Source organism: Rhodanobacter hydrolyticus, from assembly GCF_044904645.1.
Genome location: NZ_JADIKK010000008.1, coordinates 3,704,366 through 3,720,690 on the forward strand (window position 1 = coordinate 3,704,366; position 16,325 = coordinate 3,720,690).

The 16,325-nt window shown below is 66.3% G+C and carries 12 protein-coding genes; 7 read left to right on the forward strand and 5 right to left on the reverse strand.

The annotated features are described in order from the left end of the window. The first annotated feature begins 17 nt into the window (after window positions 1-17). Both ISP25_RS19215 and ISP25_RS19220 read left to right on the forward strand, forming a co-directional pair. A complete protein-coding gene (locus ISP25_RS19215) occupies window positions 18-716 on the forward strand; it encodes a response regulator (RefSeq protein ID WP_404616024.1) in 699 nt (232 codons plus the stop codon). Next, window positions 716-2,575: a sensor histidine kinase gene (locus tag ISP25_RS19220; protein ID WP_404616348.1), complete on the forward strand. Its 1,860-nt coding sequence runs from the start codon at window positions 716-718 to the stop codon at window positions 2,573-2,575. Before ISP25_RS19215 ends, ISP25_RS19220 begins: the two co-directional genes overlap by 1 nt. Window positions 2,576-2,740: 165 nt before the next feature. On the opposite strand, the gene ISP25_RS19225 is transcribed toward ISP25_RS19220, so the two are convergent. From ISP25_RS19225 to ISP25_RS19245, 5 genes are all read right to left on the reverse strand, one after another. Beyond that, entirely contained in the window at window positions 2,741-3,553 is an 813-nt protein-coding gene (locus ISP25_RS19225) for a sulfotransferase family protein (protein ID WP_192156500.1), read from the reverse strand. Between the two features lie 206 nt (window positions 3,554-3,759). Continuing rightward, window positions 3,760-4,629: a DoxX family membrane protein gene (locus tag ISP25_RS19230; RefSeq protein WP_404616025.1), complete on the reverse strand. Its 870-nt coding sequence runs from the start codon at window positions 4,627-4,629 to the stop codon at window positions 3,760-3,762. A gap of 138 nt (window positions 4,630-4,767) precedes the next feature. After that, entirely contained in the window at window positions 4,768-5,583 is an 816-nt protein-coding gene (locus tag ISP25_RS19235) for a DeoR/GlpR family DNA-binding transcription regulator (protein WP_192156494.1), read from the reverse strand. Then, the gene (locus ISP25_RS19240; protein ID WP_404616026.1) at window positions 5,580-6,797 is read right to left on the reverse strand and encodes an amidohydrolase family protein; all 1,218 of its coding nucleotides are present in this window, start codon (window positions 6,795-6,797) and stop codon (window positions 5,580-5,582) included. The genes ISP25_RS19235 and ISP25_RS19240 overlap by 4 nt, the downstream gene beginning before the upstream one ends. Before the next feature lie 151 nt (window positions 6,798-6,948). Next, window positions 6,949-7,866 (reverse strand): class I fructose-bisphosphate aldolase, encoded by a 918-nt coding sequence (locus ISP25_RS19245; protein WP_404616027.1) that lies wholly within the window; start codon window positions 7,864-7,866, stop codon window positions 6,949-6,951. A 56-nt stretch (window positions 7,867-7,922) separates the two neighbouring features. On the opposite strand from ISP25_RS19245, the gene ISP25_RS19250 reads away from it, so the two are divergent. From ISP25_RS19250 to ISP25_RS19270, 5 genes are all read left to right on the forward strand, one after another. Next, window positions 7,923-9,125 (forward strand): SIS domain-containing protein, encoded by a 1,203-nt coding sequence (locus tag ISP25_RS19250; RefSeq protein WP_404616028.1) that lies wholly within the window; start codon window positions 7,923-7,925, stop codon window positions 9,123-9,125. Continuing rightward, the gene (locus tag ISP25_RS19255) at window positions 9,122-10,048 is read left to right on the forward strand and encodes a carbohydrate kinase family protein (RefSeq protein ID WP_404616029.1); all 927 of its coding nucleotides are present in this window, start codon (window positions 9,122-9,124) and stop codon (window positions 10,046-10,048) included. Before ISP25_RS19250 ends, ISP25_RS19255 begins: the two co-directional genes overlap by 4 nt. Next, window positions 10,045-10,977, forward strand: coding sequence for a 1-phosphofructokinase family hexose kinase (locus ISP25_RS19260; protein WP_404616030.1), 933 nt, complete (start codon window positions 10,045-10,047; stop codon window positions 10,975-10,977). Before ISP25_RS19255 ends, ISP25_RS19260 begins: the two co-directional genes overlap by 4 nt. Window positions 10,978-11,103: 126 nt before the next feature. Then, a complete protein-coding gene (locus tag ISP25_RS19265) occupies window positions 11,104-14,130 on the forward strand; it encodes a TonB-dependent receptor (RefSeq protein ID WP_404616031.1) in 3,027 nt (1,008 codons plus the stop codon). A 122-nt stretch (window positions 14,131-14,252) separates the two neighbouring features. Then, window positions 14,253-16,316 carry an alpha-galactosidase gene (locus tag ISP25_RS19270; RefSeq protein ID WP_404616032.1) on the forward strand — a complete coding sequence of 688 codons (2,064 nt, stop codon included), beginning with the start codon at window positions 14,253-14,255 and terminating at the stop codon, window positions 16,314-16,316. Window positions 16,317-16,325: the final 9 nt, after the last annotated feature.

Genomic DNA, 16,325 nt, shown 5'->3' on the forward strand with positions numbered 1-16,325 from the left:
GCTAGACTTATGTGCTGATGACTGACACCAATCCCCCTGCAGCCGATCCCTTGCCCGCCCCCGTCCTGATCGTGGAAGACGAACCCTTGTTGCAGCAGCGGTTGCACCGCGTACTGGTGGGGCTGGGGTATGCGGCGGATGCGGTGATGTTCGCCGCGTCGCTGGCGCAGGCGCGTGCCTGCCTGGTTGCGCGACCGGCGGCGCTGGTGCTGCTGGATTTGAACCTGCCGGACGGCAACGGGCTGGCATTGATGCCCGAGTTGCGCGCGCAGGACCCGCAGCCGGCCGTCCTGGTGGTCTCGGGGTGGAGCGCGGAGGATGCCATCCTCGACGCCTTCCGCGCCGGGGCTACGGGCTACGTGCTCAAGGGCCGCGACGACGCGGAGGTTTCGTTCTCCATCCGCAACGTGTTGCGTGGCGGCGTGTCCATCGATCCGTTCATCGCACGCCGCATCCTGGATCTGCTGCCGGCCGCCAAGCCCGCGGCTGCGCCCGCACCCGCGGCGGATGCCCCGCTGGAAGAGACGCTGACCAAGCGCGAGGCGGAGATCCTGCGACGGGTGGCCGGAGGCCTCACCAACCGCGAGATCGCCGAGCAGCTCGCCATTTCCCGCCACACCGTGAACGACCACGTCAAAGGCATCTACCGCAAGCTCATGGTTTCCTCACGCATGGGTGCCGTGGGCGCGGCCCGCTCCCGGGGTTTCCTGGCGTGATGCGCTGGCTGGTGGTGTGGGGCCTGCTGCTGGCGGCGGGCTTGCTGCCTTGCCGGGCTTTGGCCGAACAGGGGTGCATGGCGCATATCGTGGCGGTGCAGGCGGCGCGCGCACCCGACGGGGCGCGACCCGCGCAAGGCTGGGAGAGCGTCAAGCTGCCTGACGGCTGGGACAGCCGCTGGCCGGGCTACGACGGTTCGGCGTGGTACCGCATCGACTGGATGCGTGATTGCGCGTCGGGTGCCGATGCCGCGCAGCCGATGGGGTTGGGCATCGACGGCATGAACATGGCGGGCGAGGTCTTCATCAACGACGACTTGCTGTGGCGCGATGCCTCGCTGGTGGAGCCGCTGTCGCGCAGCTGGAACATCCCGCGCTGGTGGCCGCTGCCCGCATCCAGCCTGCATGCCGGGATGAATACGGTGTGGGTGCGCCTGGTGGGCGTTTCGGCGCTGTCCCCCGGGTTGTGGGGGCTGCGCATCGGGCCGGCGGCGGAGGTGGAGGCCGTGCAGGTGCATCACCAGTGGCGGCAGCGCAGGGTGTTCGATCTCTCGGCTGGGTTGTCGATGTCGGTGGGATGCCTGTTCGGCGTGGTGTGGTGTCTGCGCCGCAAGGAGCGCGCCTTCGGCTGGTACGCGTTGATGTCGCTGGCCTGGATGGCTTACCTCTACACGATATTGGCCACCAGCTCGTGGCCGTTCGCGAATGCGCTGGGCATGTCGCGCGTGAACGTCGCCGTCTTCGCGTTCTACGTGCTGTGCTTCTGCCTCTTCACCTGGCGCTTTGGCGGGCAGGCGATACCGCGCGTGGAGCGCACGCTGTGGGGCTTGACGATCGCCGGCGCGGCAGCGGTGCTGCTGGCGCCGGTCGCGATGGTGCCAGTGATTTTTCCCGTGGTGTGGCTGAGCTTCGCCCTGGTGTTTTTCGCCACCTGCCTGCAATTCCAGTGGCACGCGTGGCGCACGCGCGAGCCGCAGCATGTGCTGCTGGCGTTGTGCTGGCTGGTGTTCGTGGTGGTGGGTGTACACGATCTGCTGATGGTGTTCGGCGGACATCCCGCGGACGAAAGTTGGGCGGCCGTCGCGGCCCCCGTGACCACGGTGTGCATGGCCCTGCTGCTGGGCGGCCGGTTGGCCACCGGCATGCGGCGCATCGAGGGCTTCAATGCCGAGCTGATGGCGCATGTCGAGCAGGCGCGCGCCGAACTGGCCCTGGTGCTGGCGCGCGAGCATGCGCATGCGCTCGACCACGCCAAGCTGCAGGAACGCATGGAGATCGCCCACGACCTGCACGACGGCCTGGGCGGCAGCCTGATGCGCAGCATGGCGCTGCTGGAACAGTCGGTGCCGCTGCCCAACGAACGCGTGCTGTCGATGCTCAAGGTGTTGCACGACGACCTGCGCGAAGTGATCGACCACGGCTCCAGCGTGGGCGCCAGTGTGCCCGACACGCCGGTGCAGTGGGTCGCGCCGCTGCGTCACCGCTTCACGCACATCTTCGACGAGATGGAGGTCGATTCCGCCTGGCAGGTCGCCCCGCACTGGCAGGGCCAGCCCAGCGCACTGCAATGCATCGGCCTGACGCGCCTGGTGCAGGAGGCGCTTGCCAACGTCATCAAGCACAGCCGGGCGCGCCGCGTGCGAGTGGACGTGGAGACTCGACCGGGCAGGCTCACCGTGCGAGTCGCGGACGATGGCCGCGGCTTCGACGTGGAGGCTGTGCGCAGCGCGGGCATCTCGGTGGGCATGCGCAGCATGGCCGCGCGTGCCGAGCGCTTGGGTGCCAGCTTCGACGTGGATTCCGGGGCGGGCGGCACGGTGGTGGAGTCGAGCATCACGTACCCGTTGGCCGGGCAGTGAATCCCTCTCCCTTCGGGAGTGAAACGGGGCGTTGAGCTTTTCCCTTCTCTCTCCGGGAAAAGGTGCCTGCAGGACGGGTGGGGGTTCGGGCGTAGCGCGGTATTGTGCGCAGGCCGGACCCTTACCTAGGCCCTCTCCCGCAGGAGAGGGGCAAGCAGGGTTTCGTCAGACGATGCGCACGCCGCGCAGGTTGAGCTTGGGCTCGCGCCAGAACGCGTCGTTGGCGAAGCGCGCGAACAGGTCGGGCGGCAGGATGGTGGCGCGCTCGTTGACCTGCACGCGCGGGCGCACCGTGTGCAGGCCCGGCGTGCCGGCCTTGGCGTCGAAGGCGCTGGCGTCGTATTCGATGTGCTCGACGTCGTGCTGGAAGGCCGGCTCGCCGATGAAGTCGTAGACGGCCCTGAGCGCCTTGGCCGGATCGCTGGTGAGGGTTTCGTATTGCACCAGCAGCAGGCGGTCGGCGTGCTCGCCGAAGTAGGCCTCTTTCAGCGCGTCGTAGGCGTAGCCCAGCATGCCCTCGCCTCCGGCGATGCCGTTGGCGCGGGTGAACACGGTGCCGCCGGGGGCGTAGTTGAAGATGGAGGACGGCTGGAAGGCGTTGCTGCGGATCAGCCGTTCGATGCTGTCCACGATCCACGGCACGTCGCGCACGCAGGCGATCACCCTGGCCTGGGGAAACAGGTGCGACAGCGCGGGCAGGCGGGTGCACCAGCCGCGATTGGTGTCGAACACCACCTCGGCCGGCGTGTCGGCGTAGAACTGCTCGAACACTCCGCGCAGCACGCGCTTGCGCTGGGCATCGTCGATGAAGACGGAGAACTCGTTGCGGGCGCTCATTTCGCCGAGCAGGGCGCCGAACAGGCCGGCCAGCGGGCCGCTCATGCCGGCCTGGAAGCGCGGGTTCTGGCACAGCAGGGCGGACAACAGGGTGGAACCCGACCGTGGCAGGCCCGAGATGAAATGGATGCGCTGGAACATGGAGCCTCTTGCCGTTGGGCGAAGCGACCGCCTATGGGCCGCGACGAAAGTGATCGGCGCCACGTTAGCCGGTATCGGCGAGTCCGGATATCCCCAAAACAGAGGAATGGCACCAAGCACGCTCCCGGCTTTTGCCCATCATGCCGACTCGGAGCGGAATGACGGGCCGGTTTGCGTGACTCGGGCCTGCGCCTGGGGCGCGCGATTCAGTGGTGCGGGCCCCGCGCCGTCCAGCCGATGCCGCGATACGAATCCGCGACGGCCGCCGCGCCCGCGGCGATGGCGCCGGACATCAGGAAGGCCGACCACGCATCCGTGTCGTGTGCATGTGCGAGCAGCGGTGGCAGCCAGACCAGCAAGGTGATGACGCCCAACATGGCCGCTTCCAGCACGGCCGCCAGGCGCGGCCATGCCGCGAACAGGATGGCCAGTGCCGTGGCCAGGCTGCCTGCGCCGGTCAGGTAGGCCCAGCCATGCCTCCACGGCAGCCACGCGGGAACGAAGCCCGCGGTGATGTCGGCGTAGAAGTAGTGCGAGAGGCCGATGGTCGGCAGGGCCAGTACGAAGAGCAGCCGCGCGTTGCGGATGCCGCGGCGGCCCGCGAAGAAGCGCCCGTCGGGCTTCGCCAGTGAGGCGAAGACGATCCACGCGCCGGCAAGGATCGCCGCGATCTCGCCCGCACCCAGCCAGGTCGCCTCCATCGCAGGCGCATAGATGACGGCGGGGAATTTCAGCAGCACCATCCACAGCAGCGCGAACACCGACAACAGGCCGGCCGCCGCCTTCGCAACGCGCGGAACCAGCATGCCGGCACCTGTCGCGAGCTCGACCAGCGCCGCGAGGTAGACGAAGAAATCGTGTGCCGGAAGATGCGCGATCGGGATGCGTTGCCAGATGCCGGCGAAGTCGCCGAACAGCAATCCGCGCAAGCCCAGCGCAATCATCACCAGCGCCAGCAATACGCGGCCGGGGCTCATGCCGCGCGCGATCTGGTTGCCGGCACCTGCGGCCAGGCATGCCGCCAGCCATGCGGGCGCCGCCGTGCGCCCGCTACCCACACCGGATGTTGCGTCCATCACCCATCCTCTTGCGAAGCTGCGCGAGCACAAGGCGTCGAGCCTAATCAGGCTGGTTCTTCCAGACAATAGACCGCAGTACGGAAGCAGGTGCCGCGATGGATGGCGAGACTTTCGCCCAGGACCTTCCGACGAGGCTCAGACCAGTTCGACCTGCACCCCGGCGTTGCGCAGCGCTTCGACGACTTCCGCCGGCGCACCGGCGTCGCTGAGCACCTTGTGCACGAGGCGCACCGGCGCGATCACCGACAGGCTGCGCTGGCCCAGTTTGCTGGAGTCGCACACGGCCACGGTCTGCCGCGCCACGCGTATCATCAAGGCGTTGAGCGCGGATTCCAGCGGATCGGGCGTGGTCACGCCCACCTCGGGATCGAGGCCGTCCACGCCGAGGAACAGGCGGTCGGCGGAAAGCTTGGCCAGCGCATGCTCCGCGTCGGGGCCGACCAGCGAATAGGAGGTCTGGCGCAGCAGGCCGCCCAGCATCATCACGCGTATCGACGGCTGGCCAGACAGCTCCAGCGCGATGTTCAGCGCATTGGTGATGACGGTGAGCGATTCGAAGCGGCGCTGGCGGATCTGCCGCGCGATCTCCACCGTGGTGGAGCCGGAGTCGAGGATGATGGTCTCGCCGTCGCGGATCATCGCCGCCGCCGCCTGGCCGATGCGCAGCTTCTGTGCGTGGTGGCGGGTTTCCTTGATGTTGAGCGGGATGTCGCTGCTGACCGGCACCACCGGCAGCGCGCCGCCATGCGAGCGCACGATGGCCGAAGCATTCGCCAGGGCTTCGAGGTCGGCGCGGATGGTGACGGCGGAGGTGTGGAACTTCTTCGCCAGCTCCTCCACCGTGGCGCGGCCTTGCTCTTCCACGTGCTCCACGATCAGGCGGCGGCGCTCGCCGAGCAGCAGGCGATGGCGGGGTTTGGCGGCGGGTCTGGTGGTCTGGGCTTTGCTCATTCGGCAGCAATATGCAGGAGTCGGGCGGCGTTGTCATGATAGACCTTGCGCAGCACGGTGTCCGGCAGCTTCAAACCGTAGATCGACCAGCGCCCCTGCGGGGGCACGTCAGCGGGGGCGTAATCGAAGTATTCGTCCTCGGTTTCGAGGAAACGGTAGTAGATCTCGTACAGCGCGTCGCCGAACAGCTGCTGCGGCACATCGTCGCCCCAGGGCGAGGGCACCGCGTCGGTACCGAACAGGATGCGATCCTGGTAACGGTCGAAGAAGCGCTGCGCGATGCGCGGCTGGCGCCCCAGTTCGCCGATGCGCGCGCTGATGTCCACCAGAGTATTGGGGAAACGCTCCAGGCAGGACTCGACGGCGGCGAGGTTTTCGGCGTTGTTGCCCACGTGCAGCAGCACGAAAGTGGTTTTCGGGTGGCGCGCGATCATGCGGTCGCGCGCGGCGATCAGTTCCTGGTGGCTGGGGAACTCGGGGCCGTAGAACGACCAGTCCGGGTGGTTGGCCAGTTCCTCGTAGCGCTCGTTCTCGCCGTCCGTGGGGAGGAAGAAGGCCTCGGGGTCGGATACGTGCAGGAACACCGGCATGTCATACGCGGCGCAGGTTTCCCACATCGAGTCGAAGCGGCGGTCGTCCACGCCCACCAGCGGGCCTTCGTCGATGCGTTCGCGCAGGTACAGGCCCAGCGTCTTCAGCAGCTTCAGGCCGCGGGCGCCGATGCGGTGCGCGTGCGCGATGGCGTCGGCCTGGCGTTGCGGATAGTCCGCCTCGGGGAACAGCGCGAACGAGGGTTCAGTGAGGGTGAGGAAGCGCCCAGGGGCAGCCTGGTCGAACAAGCGGATGCTTTCCTCCAGGCCCTTGCCGACGCCGCCGGTGAGGTTCACCAGCGTGCGCACGCCCTTGCGATCCATCACCGGCAGCAGCTCTTCCGGCGTGGTGAACACGGTGATTTCATCGCCTACCGAGACGCCGCTGCGTACGTTCTTCGACCAGGTCAGGTGCGCGTGCACGTCGATCACCGGGAAGCGCGGGCGCTCGATGCGCGTCTGTGGCACGCGCAGCATGCTGCGCGGCTTGAAATCCTTCAGGCGCAACTCGCCCTTGCTGTCGTCTCGCGCGGTCTGCAGCGGGTTCTTGCTGCTGTTCTCGATGCGCACGGTGCCGGCGCCGGTGGGCGGGGCGCAGCAGAGGCAGGCTTTCTGGTGGGTCATCGTTTTTCTCCCTCTCCCCTCGGGGAGAGGATTGAGGTGAGGGGCGGGTGCTTGCGACGAGGATGCTAGTGCGAACTGCTTCGTTGGAAGCGTGCCGCAAGATTGGCCCCTCACCCCAGCCCTCTCCCCCCGGGGGAGAGGGGGACAGGCGTCAGCGCGGGTACTTTGCCATGATGCCGTGCACCTGGCGAACCAGGGCAACCGCCTGATCGAACGGGCGCAGCCACATGTTGCGGCCGAACATCACGCCGGTGGCGCCGCTCTGCATGTAGTGCTCCACCTTGCGCAGCACCGCCGCATCGTCGTCGTTCTTCTCGCCGCCGGAGAACAGCACCATGGTGCGGCCGGCCGAACGCACCACGCGGGCGCAACGGGCGGCGGAGTCTTCCTGCAGCTTGTCGTAGGGCGCCGGCACGTTGGCCACGCTGTCGTTCGGCTCGTGCAGCTTCACGAGGTCGGCGCCCATTTCCAGCGCCACGCGCGCAGCGTAGTCCTGCGCGTACAGCGTATTGGTGCCGCCCTTGGCATTGACCGCGCTGCCGCGCGGGTACGACCACACCACCAGCGGCATGCCGTAGCGTTCGCAATCCTGGCGTACCTTCTCGAACTGGCGGAACTCGTCACCCTGGCGCGGCGAGCCCACGTACATGGTGTAGCCCACCGCCTCGGCGCCCAGGCGCACGGCGTCCTCCACCGAGGCGAACAGCGGCGAGGTGGCCTCGGCGTCGCTGGGGATGTTGGTCTTGCCGTTGAGCTTGAGGATCAGCGGCACGCGGCCGCAGTACTCGGTCATGTACTTCTCGGCCAGGCCGATGCCCAGCGCGATGGCAGAAAAGCCGCCCGCCGCGGCCATCTCGAATTGGTAGCTGGGATCCACGGCGGGCGGGTGGGGAAAGAAATCGGTGGGGCCGTGCTCGAGGCCCTGGTCCAGCGGCAGCACCAGCAGGCTGCCGTTCTTCGGGCCGGAGCCATACAGAAGGCGCCACAGGCGCGTGCGCTTGCCATGCGAGAGCGGCAGTTTCGAAAACTTTTCGGAAGCTTGCGAAGGGACTTGTAAGTTCTGATTCATTTCGAATACGCTGGGCTGGTGGACGGATGGCTTCACATTCGGACGAAATGAGTCAAATGTCAATACTCGAAACCAAAACGAAAGAAATCGACAGCTTTGCCGCATTGAAGGCTGCTGCTCCGGCGATGCAGCGCGAGCGCGGCTATGCCGATACCCTGCGCGAAATCCTGCAGCAACCGGCGACCTGGCAAGCCACGGCGTTGCTGTTGCGCGAGCCCTCGATACGCGCGCAATTGCAGGCCGCGCTGACGCCGCGCCCTGCGCACGTCGTGCTGACCGGTTCGGGCAGTTCGATCTATGCCGGCGAATGCATCGCGCCGGACCTGCAGCAGACGCTGGGCGTGCCGGTGCTGGCGATTCCCGCAGGCACCCTGCTCACGCATCGCAGGGCGCTGCCGCCGGGCGGTGGCCTGCTGATCTCGATCGCACGCTCGGGGGACAGCCCGGAAAGCTCCGCCGTGGTGGACCAGTTGCTGGCGCACGCGCCGGACTGGAGCCATCTCGCCGTCACCTGCAACGCCAACGGCAAGCTCGCCACGCAGTATGAGAGCTCGCCGCATTACACGACGCTGGTGCTGGACGAGCGTACCAATGACCGCAGCCTGGTGATGACCAGCAGCTTCACCAACCTAGTGTTGTCCGGCAGCGCCCTGGGCGGTCGCGCCGATACCGCCGAATGGCAGGACGGCGTGAAACGCCTCGCCGATTGCGTGCAGCACGTGTTCGATCACCAGTCCGCTGCGCTGGCGGCCGTCGCCCATCGCAACTTCGAGCAGGCCGTGTACCTCGGCAGCGGCGGCGCGCTGGGTGCCGCGCGCGAGGCCGCACTGAAGATGCTGGAAATGACCGGCGGCAAGGTCATCACGATGGCCGAAACTTTCCTCGGCCTGCGCCACGGTCCGATGTCCAGCCTCGACGGGAACACCCTCGTGGTGGCTTATCTCTCGCCCGATCCGGCGGTGCGGGCCTATGAATACGACTTGCTGCGCGAACTCACCCGCAAGCAGCTGGGCACGGTGCGCGTGCTGGTTGGCGAGGGCATTGCCGACGACGTGATCGGTGCGCAGGACGTGGTGGTGGATCTGCAGGGCCTGCAGGCCAGCGACGACGCGCTGCCGCTGCTCGCCGACGTGGCCGTGGGGCAGGTGCTGGCGTTCTTCCGTTGCCTGGCGCTGGGCGGCAAGCCGGACACGCCCTCGCAAGGCGTGCTCACCCGCGTGGTCGAAGCCTTCGCGTTGCACGCGGGAGGCAATGCGTGAAGCGCATCCTCATCGCCGGCGAACTCAATGTCGACCTGGTGTTCCGGGACTGCCAGTCGTTTCCTGCGCCTGGGCACGAAGTACTGGCCGAGGACGCGCAGGTCGTGCCGGGCAGCTCCTCGATGATCTGCGCGATGGGGCTGGCGCGGTTGGGCGGCAAGGTGGCCTTCGCCGGCAAGACGGGGGCGGACGGCTGGGGCGATTTCTGCGTGTCGGCGCTGCAGAACGCCGGCATCGACGTGACTGCGGTGCGACGCGATCCCGCGCTGCGCACCGGCATCACCGCATCGTTTTCCACGCACAGCGATCGCGCGCTGGTTACCTTCGCCGGCGCCATTGGCGCGTTGCGCGCCGATGACATCGAAGATGCACTGCTGGCAGGCGCCGATCACCTGCACGTATCGTCGTATTACCTGCAGGGTGCGCTGCGGCCGGATCTGAAGACCTTGTTCGCGCGCGCACGTGCGCAGGGATTGAGCACTTCGCTCGACCCGGGCTTCGATCCCGAACAGCGCTGGGGCAACGAATGGCTAGGCCTGCTCGCCGAGGTCGATCTGTTCCTGCCCAATGACAAGGAGCTTGCAGGTATCAGCGGCTGCGTTTCGCCGCTTGATGGCTTGCGTGCGCTGGACAATGGTCGCACCCGCATCGTGGTGAAGCTCGGTCGATACGGTTGCGCCACGCTGGGTCACGCGGGCGACCTGCTCGAATCGCCGGCATTCAAAGTGAGTGCGGTGGACAGCACCGGTGCCGGCGATTCCTTCGATGCCGGCTTCCTGCACGCGTGGCTGGGCGGTCATCCGCTGGTTGACGCCATGCGCTGGGGCAACGCCTGTGGCGCGCTTTCCACGCGTGGCGTGGGCGGCACGGCGCGACAGGCCGATGCGGGCGAGGTGGAAGTTCTGCTGGAGTCCGCGCCGTGATTGCCGTACTCGGCATCAACACCGCCATCGACCATCTGATGCAGGTGAGCGAACTGCGCGTGGGCGAAGTCAATCGCACGGTGCACGAGCAGGTGCTGCCGGGCGGCAAGGGCTTGCACGTGGCGCAGACCGTCGCCGCATTGCGCGAGCCCGTGCAGCTGATCGGCTTGATCGACGCCGCGCACCGCAATCTCACCGCACGCCGCATGAGCGAACGTGGGGTGCTGTTCCACGGCGTGGAGATCGACGCGCCGTTGCGCCATTGCATCGCATTGCAGGACGCGCGCGGGCAGATCACCGAAGTGCTGGGGCAGGGACCGGAGCTGGGCGAGCGCGACAACGCGGCCTTGCAGCGCGCCTTCCGCCGTGCGCTGGAAGAAAGCGATCTGGTGGTGATCTCCGGCAGCCTGCCGCGTGGCCTGGCCGCTGGCACCTATGCCGAACTGGCGCAGCAGGTACGCGCCGCCGGCAAGCGCTGCCTGATCGACGCCAGCGGCGAAGTATTGAAGCAGGCGGTGGCGGCGCGGCCCTTCCTGTTGAAGCCGAACCGCGACGAAGCCGAGGCCTTGTTCGGCCGCGCCATCGACAGCGTCGACGCTGCGGTTGTCGCGCTGCGCGAACTCCATGCGCGTGGCGTGGCGATGCCGGTATTGAGCCTTGGCGCGCTGGGCGCCGTGGGCATGGACGACAGCGGTGCGTGGCATGCCGCGGTGGAGCTGGAGCAGGTGCGCAACACCGTCGGTTCGGGCGATTGCTTCCTGGCCGGCATGGCGGTGGCGCTTGCGCGCGGCGAGCCCTTGCGCGAGGCGCTGCGCCTCGCGGTGGCCTGCGGTGCCGCCAACGCTATGGATGTGGAAACGGGTTACGTACGTCCGGATCAGGTCGAGGCATTGCTCGGCCGGATCCAAGTGAGGGAATGGACACGCTGAGCATAGACGGAGCCAGCCAGCTTGCCGATGAGGATGAGCCATCGGCGTTTGAACAGTTAGCGAGCGCGGGGAGTGCAGCGGCTCGCGACTATCCACATGTAAGGCGATCCTATGAGAGGGGCAATCATGAAATCCGGCAGAAGCGTTTTGCTACGACAGACCAGTTTGGCATCGGCACTGGGTCTGCTTCTGGCATCCATGGCCGCGCACGGCCAGTCGACCACCAGCAGCATTTTCGGCCATGTGCCGATGCAGGCTGGCGAGAGCGTGATGGTCAGCAATGGCTCCGGCTTGACCCGTACCGTCGGCGTCGACAGCCAGGGCCGGTACAACGCCAACCAGTTGCCCATCGGCACGTACACGGTGAGCCTGATGCTTGATGGCAAAACCATCCAGCAGCGCGCCAACGTATTGCTGAAGGTGGGCGTGGGCTCGGAAGTCTCCTTCAGTGAGGAAACTGCCGCAGCCAGTGCGACCAACGCAAAGCAGCTGTCGGGGGTGAGCGTTTCGGCCAATGCCCTGCCGCCGATCGATGTCAGCTCGGTGGACTCGCGCACGGTTCTCACCGCCGACCAGCTGGCCAAGCTGCCGCTGGGTCATACCGCGGAGGCGGTCGCGCTGCTGGCACCGGCAGCCAACCTCGGTGCGGGCGGGGCGGCGAGCACCACGGGCGAGCCGCTGATCAGCTTCGGCGGTTCATCGTCCACGGAGAACGCGTACTACCTCAACGGCTTCAACACCACCGATCCGAATATTGCCGAAGGCGGCATTACCCTGCCGTACGGCTCCATCGATCAGGAGGAGGTCTATACCGGCGGCTACAGCGCGCAGTACGGCCGCAGCGACGGTGGCGTGCTCAACATGATCGGCAAGAGCGGCACCAACGACTGGCATTTCGGTGGACAGTTCCTCTACGAACCGTCGTCGATGGTCGGGAGCCAGAACAACGTCGATTACGCGAACGGCCTGCCGCCTTCGCCGGTGGCCGGTCGCCTGTACCAGCCCAACAGCAAGAACGACTACTGGTCCTCGGTGTACGACCTCTACGTCGGTGGCCCGATCATCAAGGACAAGCTGTTCTTCTTCGCCTCGGCCGAGATGACCAACACGCAGGGCAATACGGTCAATAGCGTCGAGGCCGGTACCGACTCGCATTACAAGGACAAGCTGCCCAAGTGGTATGCCAAGGTCAACTGGAACATTACCGACAGCAACCTGCTGGAGCTGACGGGCGCCTCGGAAAAGAGCGAAGACTCCGGCACCGTCTACAACTACGACTACAACAATCTCACCGATACGAGCTTCAAGTCCTACGCCAATGACACCAAGCACGGTGGCGACTTGTGGCTGGCGAAGTACACCGGCTACATCACGGACAAGCTGACCCTCACTGCCATGTACGGCAGCATGAAGACGCGAAGCTACAGCGAGAATCCCGCCTACGATCCGAGCGAGACGTATATCGCCGGCTACACGTACGAGAATCCGGCGCTGAACGGTGGCAACCCGATCACCAACAACCAGAACGTCAGCGATATCACCAACCCTGGTCAGAACTTCGTGACGACCAACCTGCGTGTCGCGCTGACCTATGCCCTAGGTGATCACACGATCACGGCGGGTATCGACAATCTGCGCACGGCGGCCAGGGATCAGGACGAGCTGACCTCCGGCCCGGGCTACTACTGGGGCTACGGTTACACCAACACGCCGAATCAACCGCTGGTTCCCGCACTCGGGGTGGGCGCGCTGAGCAATTATCCCAACGGCTCGAGCGGTTATTACGTCTCCAAGAACATCTTCAACCAGGGCGGCAACCTGTTCTCCACCGAGCGTGCCGAATACATCGAGGACCAGTGGCAGTTCAACGATAGGCTGCTGTTCTCCATCGGCCTGCGCGACGACGGTTTCACCAACACCAATGCCAGCGCGCTGGCCTATATGCGGCAGACCAAGCCGCAATGGGCGCCGCGCCTGGGCTTCAGCTGGGACGTGTTCGGCGACAGCTCCTTCAAGGTGTTCGGTAACGCTGGCCGCTACTACCTCGGCTCGCCGATCGCCCCGGGCGATCCTGCCAATGGTTACGTCTCCACGCAGCAGTACTTCACGTACAGCGGCATTTCGTCCAGCGGCACGCCGACCGGTCTGACCCAGGTCTCGGTACCCGTCTCGGCGGACGGCGCCTATGGCCAGACACCCGACCCGCGCACCATGACGGTGACCAGCCTCAAGGCCATGGACCAGGACGAGTTCATGCTGGGCTTCCAGAAGACCGCCGGTCCGAGCTGGGTCTATGGCGCCAAGCTCACCCGCCGCATCCTGCGCCACATCATCGACGATTACTGCGATGCGGCGGCTGTGGTCGCCAAGGCGGCGACGGAAGGCATCACCGACGTCAACAACGCCACCTGCTACTACATCAATCCGGGTGAGGCCAACACCTTCGCAGTGCAGGATCCGACCGGAGCTTTCCACAGCGTGACGATGTCCAATGCCGACATGGGCTTCCCGCATGCCGTGCGCCGCTACTACGGCCTGGACACCTTCCTGGAGCATCCGTTCGACGGCAAGTGGTACGCCAAGATCGATTACACCTTCTCGCGCAGCTATGGCAACAGCGAAGGCGAGGGGCAGTCCGACATCAAGGCCATCGGCGGCACGCAGAACGTGGACTGGGATTTTCCGCCGCTCATGGTGTATGCCAACGGCCCGCAGGGCAACGACCACACCAACGTGATCAAGGCCTACGGTTACTACGCGGTCACGCCGGAGTGGCTGGTGTCGGCCAACCTCAACCTGACCTCGGGTGGACCGAAGTACTGCCTCGGTTACTACGGCCCCAATGGCAGCGATCCGGTTGGCTACGGTTCGCTCTACCACTGGTGCAACGGCCAGCCGTCGCCTCCGGGAGCGCAGGGACGTTTGCCCTGGGTGAAGCAGCTTGACCTGGGTGTCCACTATCGCCCGGCGTTCGCCGACCACAAGCTCTCCTTCAGCGTGGACGTGTTCAACGTGTTCAACGGTCAGGCGCCGCTCAACTTGTCGCCAGAGCTGAATACGAGCAGCTCTACCACGTACAGCGCGCTCTACGGCACGCCACTCGTGCTGCAGCAGCCACGGTACGTGCGGTTCGGCGTCACCTACGACTACTGAGCCCGCTTGCAACAACCCGCGCCGCCCGGCAACACCGGGCGGCGCTTTACTTCGAGCCGCATCGACCGGTTTCTCCACGCAAAGGCCCGGTCGATGGCAATGGACCAACACGAGAGGCAACCATGGCAGCATCGCATCCGCATTCCCTTCGTTCGTCGCGCATGAGCGTGCTGGCTTCCTGCCTGCTGGCCGTGCTGACAGGTTTCGGCGCGGCACACGCCGAGGACAGCGTCGCCACCGGCAAGCGGGTGCTCGAACCCGGTGCTGCAGCGTTTGCCGACCGGCAGGGCGCGGAGAGCTTCGGCAATGCCGCGATCGAGGCGAACTGGAAGCTGGATGGCAAGCATCTCGTCGACTTGACGGTGACCGACCGCGTGCACAACCGCACGTTCGCGGTACCCGCGCCGTTCGCGCTGGCAATGGCCGACGGAAGCACGATCAAGGCTTCCGACATGGATCTGCTGTCGGCGCCGCGTGTGGTGGCGCTGCCGGTGGACGTGCAGGCTTCGCGCTATTCCTCGCGCATTCCCGGCAAGGCGGTGGAGGCCAGCTTCGGCGATGCGGGCGGCCGTTTCCGCGTGGACTGGAAACTCGTACAGCGTGACGGCTCGCCCTACCTGCGCGAGGAGGTGAGCATCACCGCGCTGAAGCAGGACGAGAAGATCGCCAAGGTGTCGCTGCTGCAGTCGAAGGTGGAAGCGCCTGAAGTGGTGGGCACGGTGAACGGCTCGCCGGTAGTCGACGGTGACGTTTACCTCGGCTTCGAAAACCCGCTGTCCGACAGCACGGCGTACCACAACCTGGCGAAGCTCACGCTGTCGCGCACGCTGCCGCTGGAGAAGGGCAAGACGGTGGATTACTCCGCGGTGGTCGGCGTGGTGCGCGATGGCCAGCTGCGCCGCGATTTCAACAGCTACGTGGAGCGCGAGCGCGCGCATCCGTACCGCACCTTCCTGCACTACAACTCCTGGTACGACATTGGCTACTTCACGCCGTACACCGAGGCGGAGGCGCTGGATCGCATCAATACCTTCGGCCAGGAACTCGCCGTGAAGCGCGGCGTGAAGCTCGACTCCTTCCTGTTCGACGACGGCTGGGACGACCGCAGCGGCGCCTGGAACTTCAGCAAGGATTTCCCGCACGGATTCGTGCCGCTGCGCGACGCCGCCGCGAAGTACGGCGCCGCGCCGGGCATCTGGCTGTCGCCGTGGGGCGGCTACGGCAAGCCGCACGACGAACGCATCAAGAACGGCAAGGCAGCCGGCTACGAGATCATCGACGACGGCCTCGCGCTGTCCGGGCCGACCTACTACCCGCGCTTCCATCAGGTCGTGATGGACATGATCGACAAGCAGGGCATCAACCAGTTCAAGTTCGACGGCACCGGCAACGTCAGCAGCGTGTTCCCCGGCAGTCGCTTCGACAGCGATTTCGCCGCGGCGATCCAGCTGATCAGCGACATCCGCAAGGACAAGCCGAATACCTTCATCAACCTCACCACCGGCACCTGGGCCTCGCCGTTCTGGCTGCGCTACGCCGACACCATCTGGCGCGACGGCGAGGACGATTGGTACACCGGCGTGGGCACGATGCGCGAGCAGTGGATCACCTACCGCGACCAGCAGACCTACCAGAACATTGTGCTGAAGGGCCCGCTGTTCCCGATCGACTCGCTGATGCTCCACGGCATCATCTACGCGCAGAAGAACCCGCGCCTCAACACCGACCCGGGCCACGACTTCGCCAACGAGGTGCGTTCCTACTTCGCCACCGGCACCGAGCTGCAGGAGATGTACATCACGCCCTCGCTGCTCACGCCGCAGGACTGGGACACGCTGGCCGACGGCGCGAAGTGGTCGCGCGCCAACGCCGACGTGCTGCGCGATAACCACTGGATCGGCGGCGACCCGGGGCGCCTGGACGTCTACGGCTGGGCCGCGTGGTCGCCGAAGAAGGCCATCGTCACCTTCCGCAATCCCGACGACAAGCCGCAGATCGCGGTGGTCGACCTGCAGCGCCAGTTGCAGCTGCCGCCGGGCGTGGCGTGCCGCTTCAGCGTGCACGACGTGTGGAAGAACGGCGGCACTGACGTGCCGAAGACGCTGGACGCCGACCATGCAAGCACGATCACGCTGGCGCCCTTCGAGGTGCTGACGCTGGAACTGACGCCGGCATCCGTGGATTGAAGGGCACCA

What these genes read in the sequence shown, in the direction of transcription:
- ISP25_RS19235 (WP_192156494.1), bottom strand. Translation starts at nt 5,583, where the DNA reads ATGAGCAAAGCCCAGACCACCAGACCCGCCGCCAAACCCCGCCATCGC.
- ISP25_RS19250 (WP_404616028.1), top strand. Translation starts at nt 7,923, where the DNA reads ATGTCAATACTCGAAACCAAAACGAAAGAAATCGACAGCTTTGCCGCA.
- ISP25_RS19270 (WP_404616032.1), top strand. Translation starts at nt 14,253, where the DNA reads ATGGCAGCATCGCATCCGCATTCCCTTCGTTCGTCGCGCATGAGCGTG.
- ISP25_RS19225 (WP_192156500.1), bottom strand. Translation starts at nt 3,553, where the DNA reads ATGTTCCAGCGCATCCATTTCATCTCGGGCCTGCCACGGTCGGGTTCC.
- ISP25_RS19230 (WP_404616025.1), bottom strand. Translation starts at nt 4,629, where the DNA reads ATGGACGCAACATCCGGTGTGGGTAGCGGGCGCACGGCGGCGCCCGCA.
- ISP25_RS19215 (WP_404616024.1), top strand. Translation starts at nt 18, where the DNA reads ATGACTGACACCAATCCCCCTGCAGCCGATCCCTTGCCCGCCCCCGTC.
- ISP25_RS19220 (WP_404616348.1), top strand. Translation starts at nt 716, where the DNA reads ATGCGCTGGCTGGTGGTGTGGGGCCTGCTGCTGGCGGCGGGCTTGCTG.
- ISP25_RS19240 (WP_404616026.1), bottom strand. Translation starts at nt 6,797, where the DNA reads ATGACCCACCAGAAAGCCTGCCTCTGCTGCGCCCCGCCCACCGGCGCC.
- ISP25_RS19245 (WP_404616027.1), bottom strand. Translation starts at nt 7,866, where the DNA reads ATGAATCAGAACTTACAAGTCCCTTCGCAAGCTTCCGAAAAGTTTTCG.
- ISP25_RS19265 (WP_404616031.1), top strand. Translation starts at nt 11,104, where the DNA reads ATGAAATCCGGCAGAAGCGTTTTGCTACGACAGACCAGTTTGGCATCG.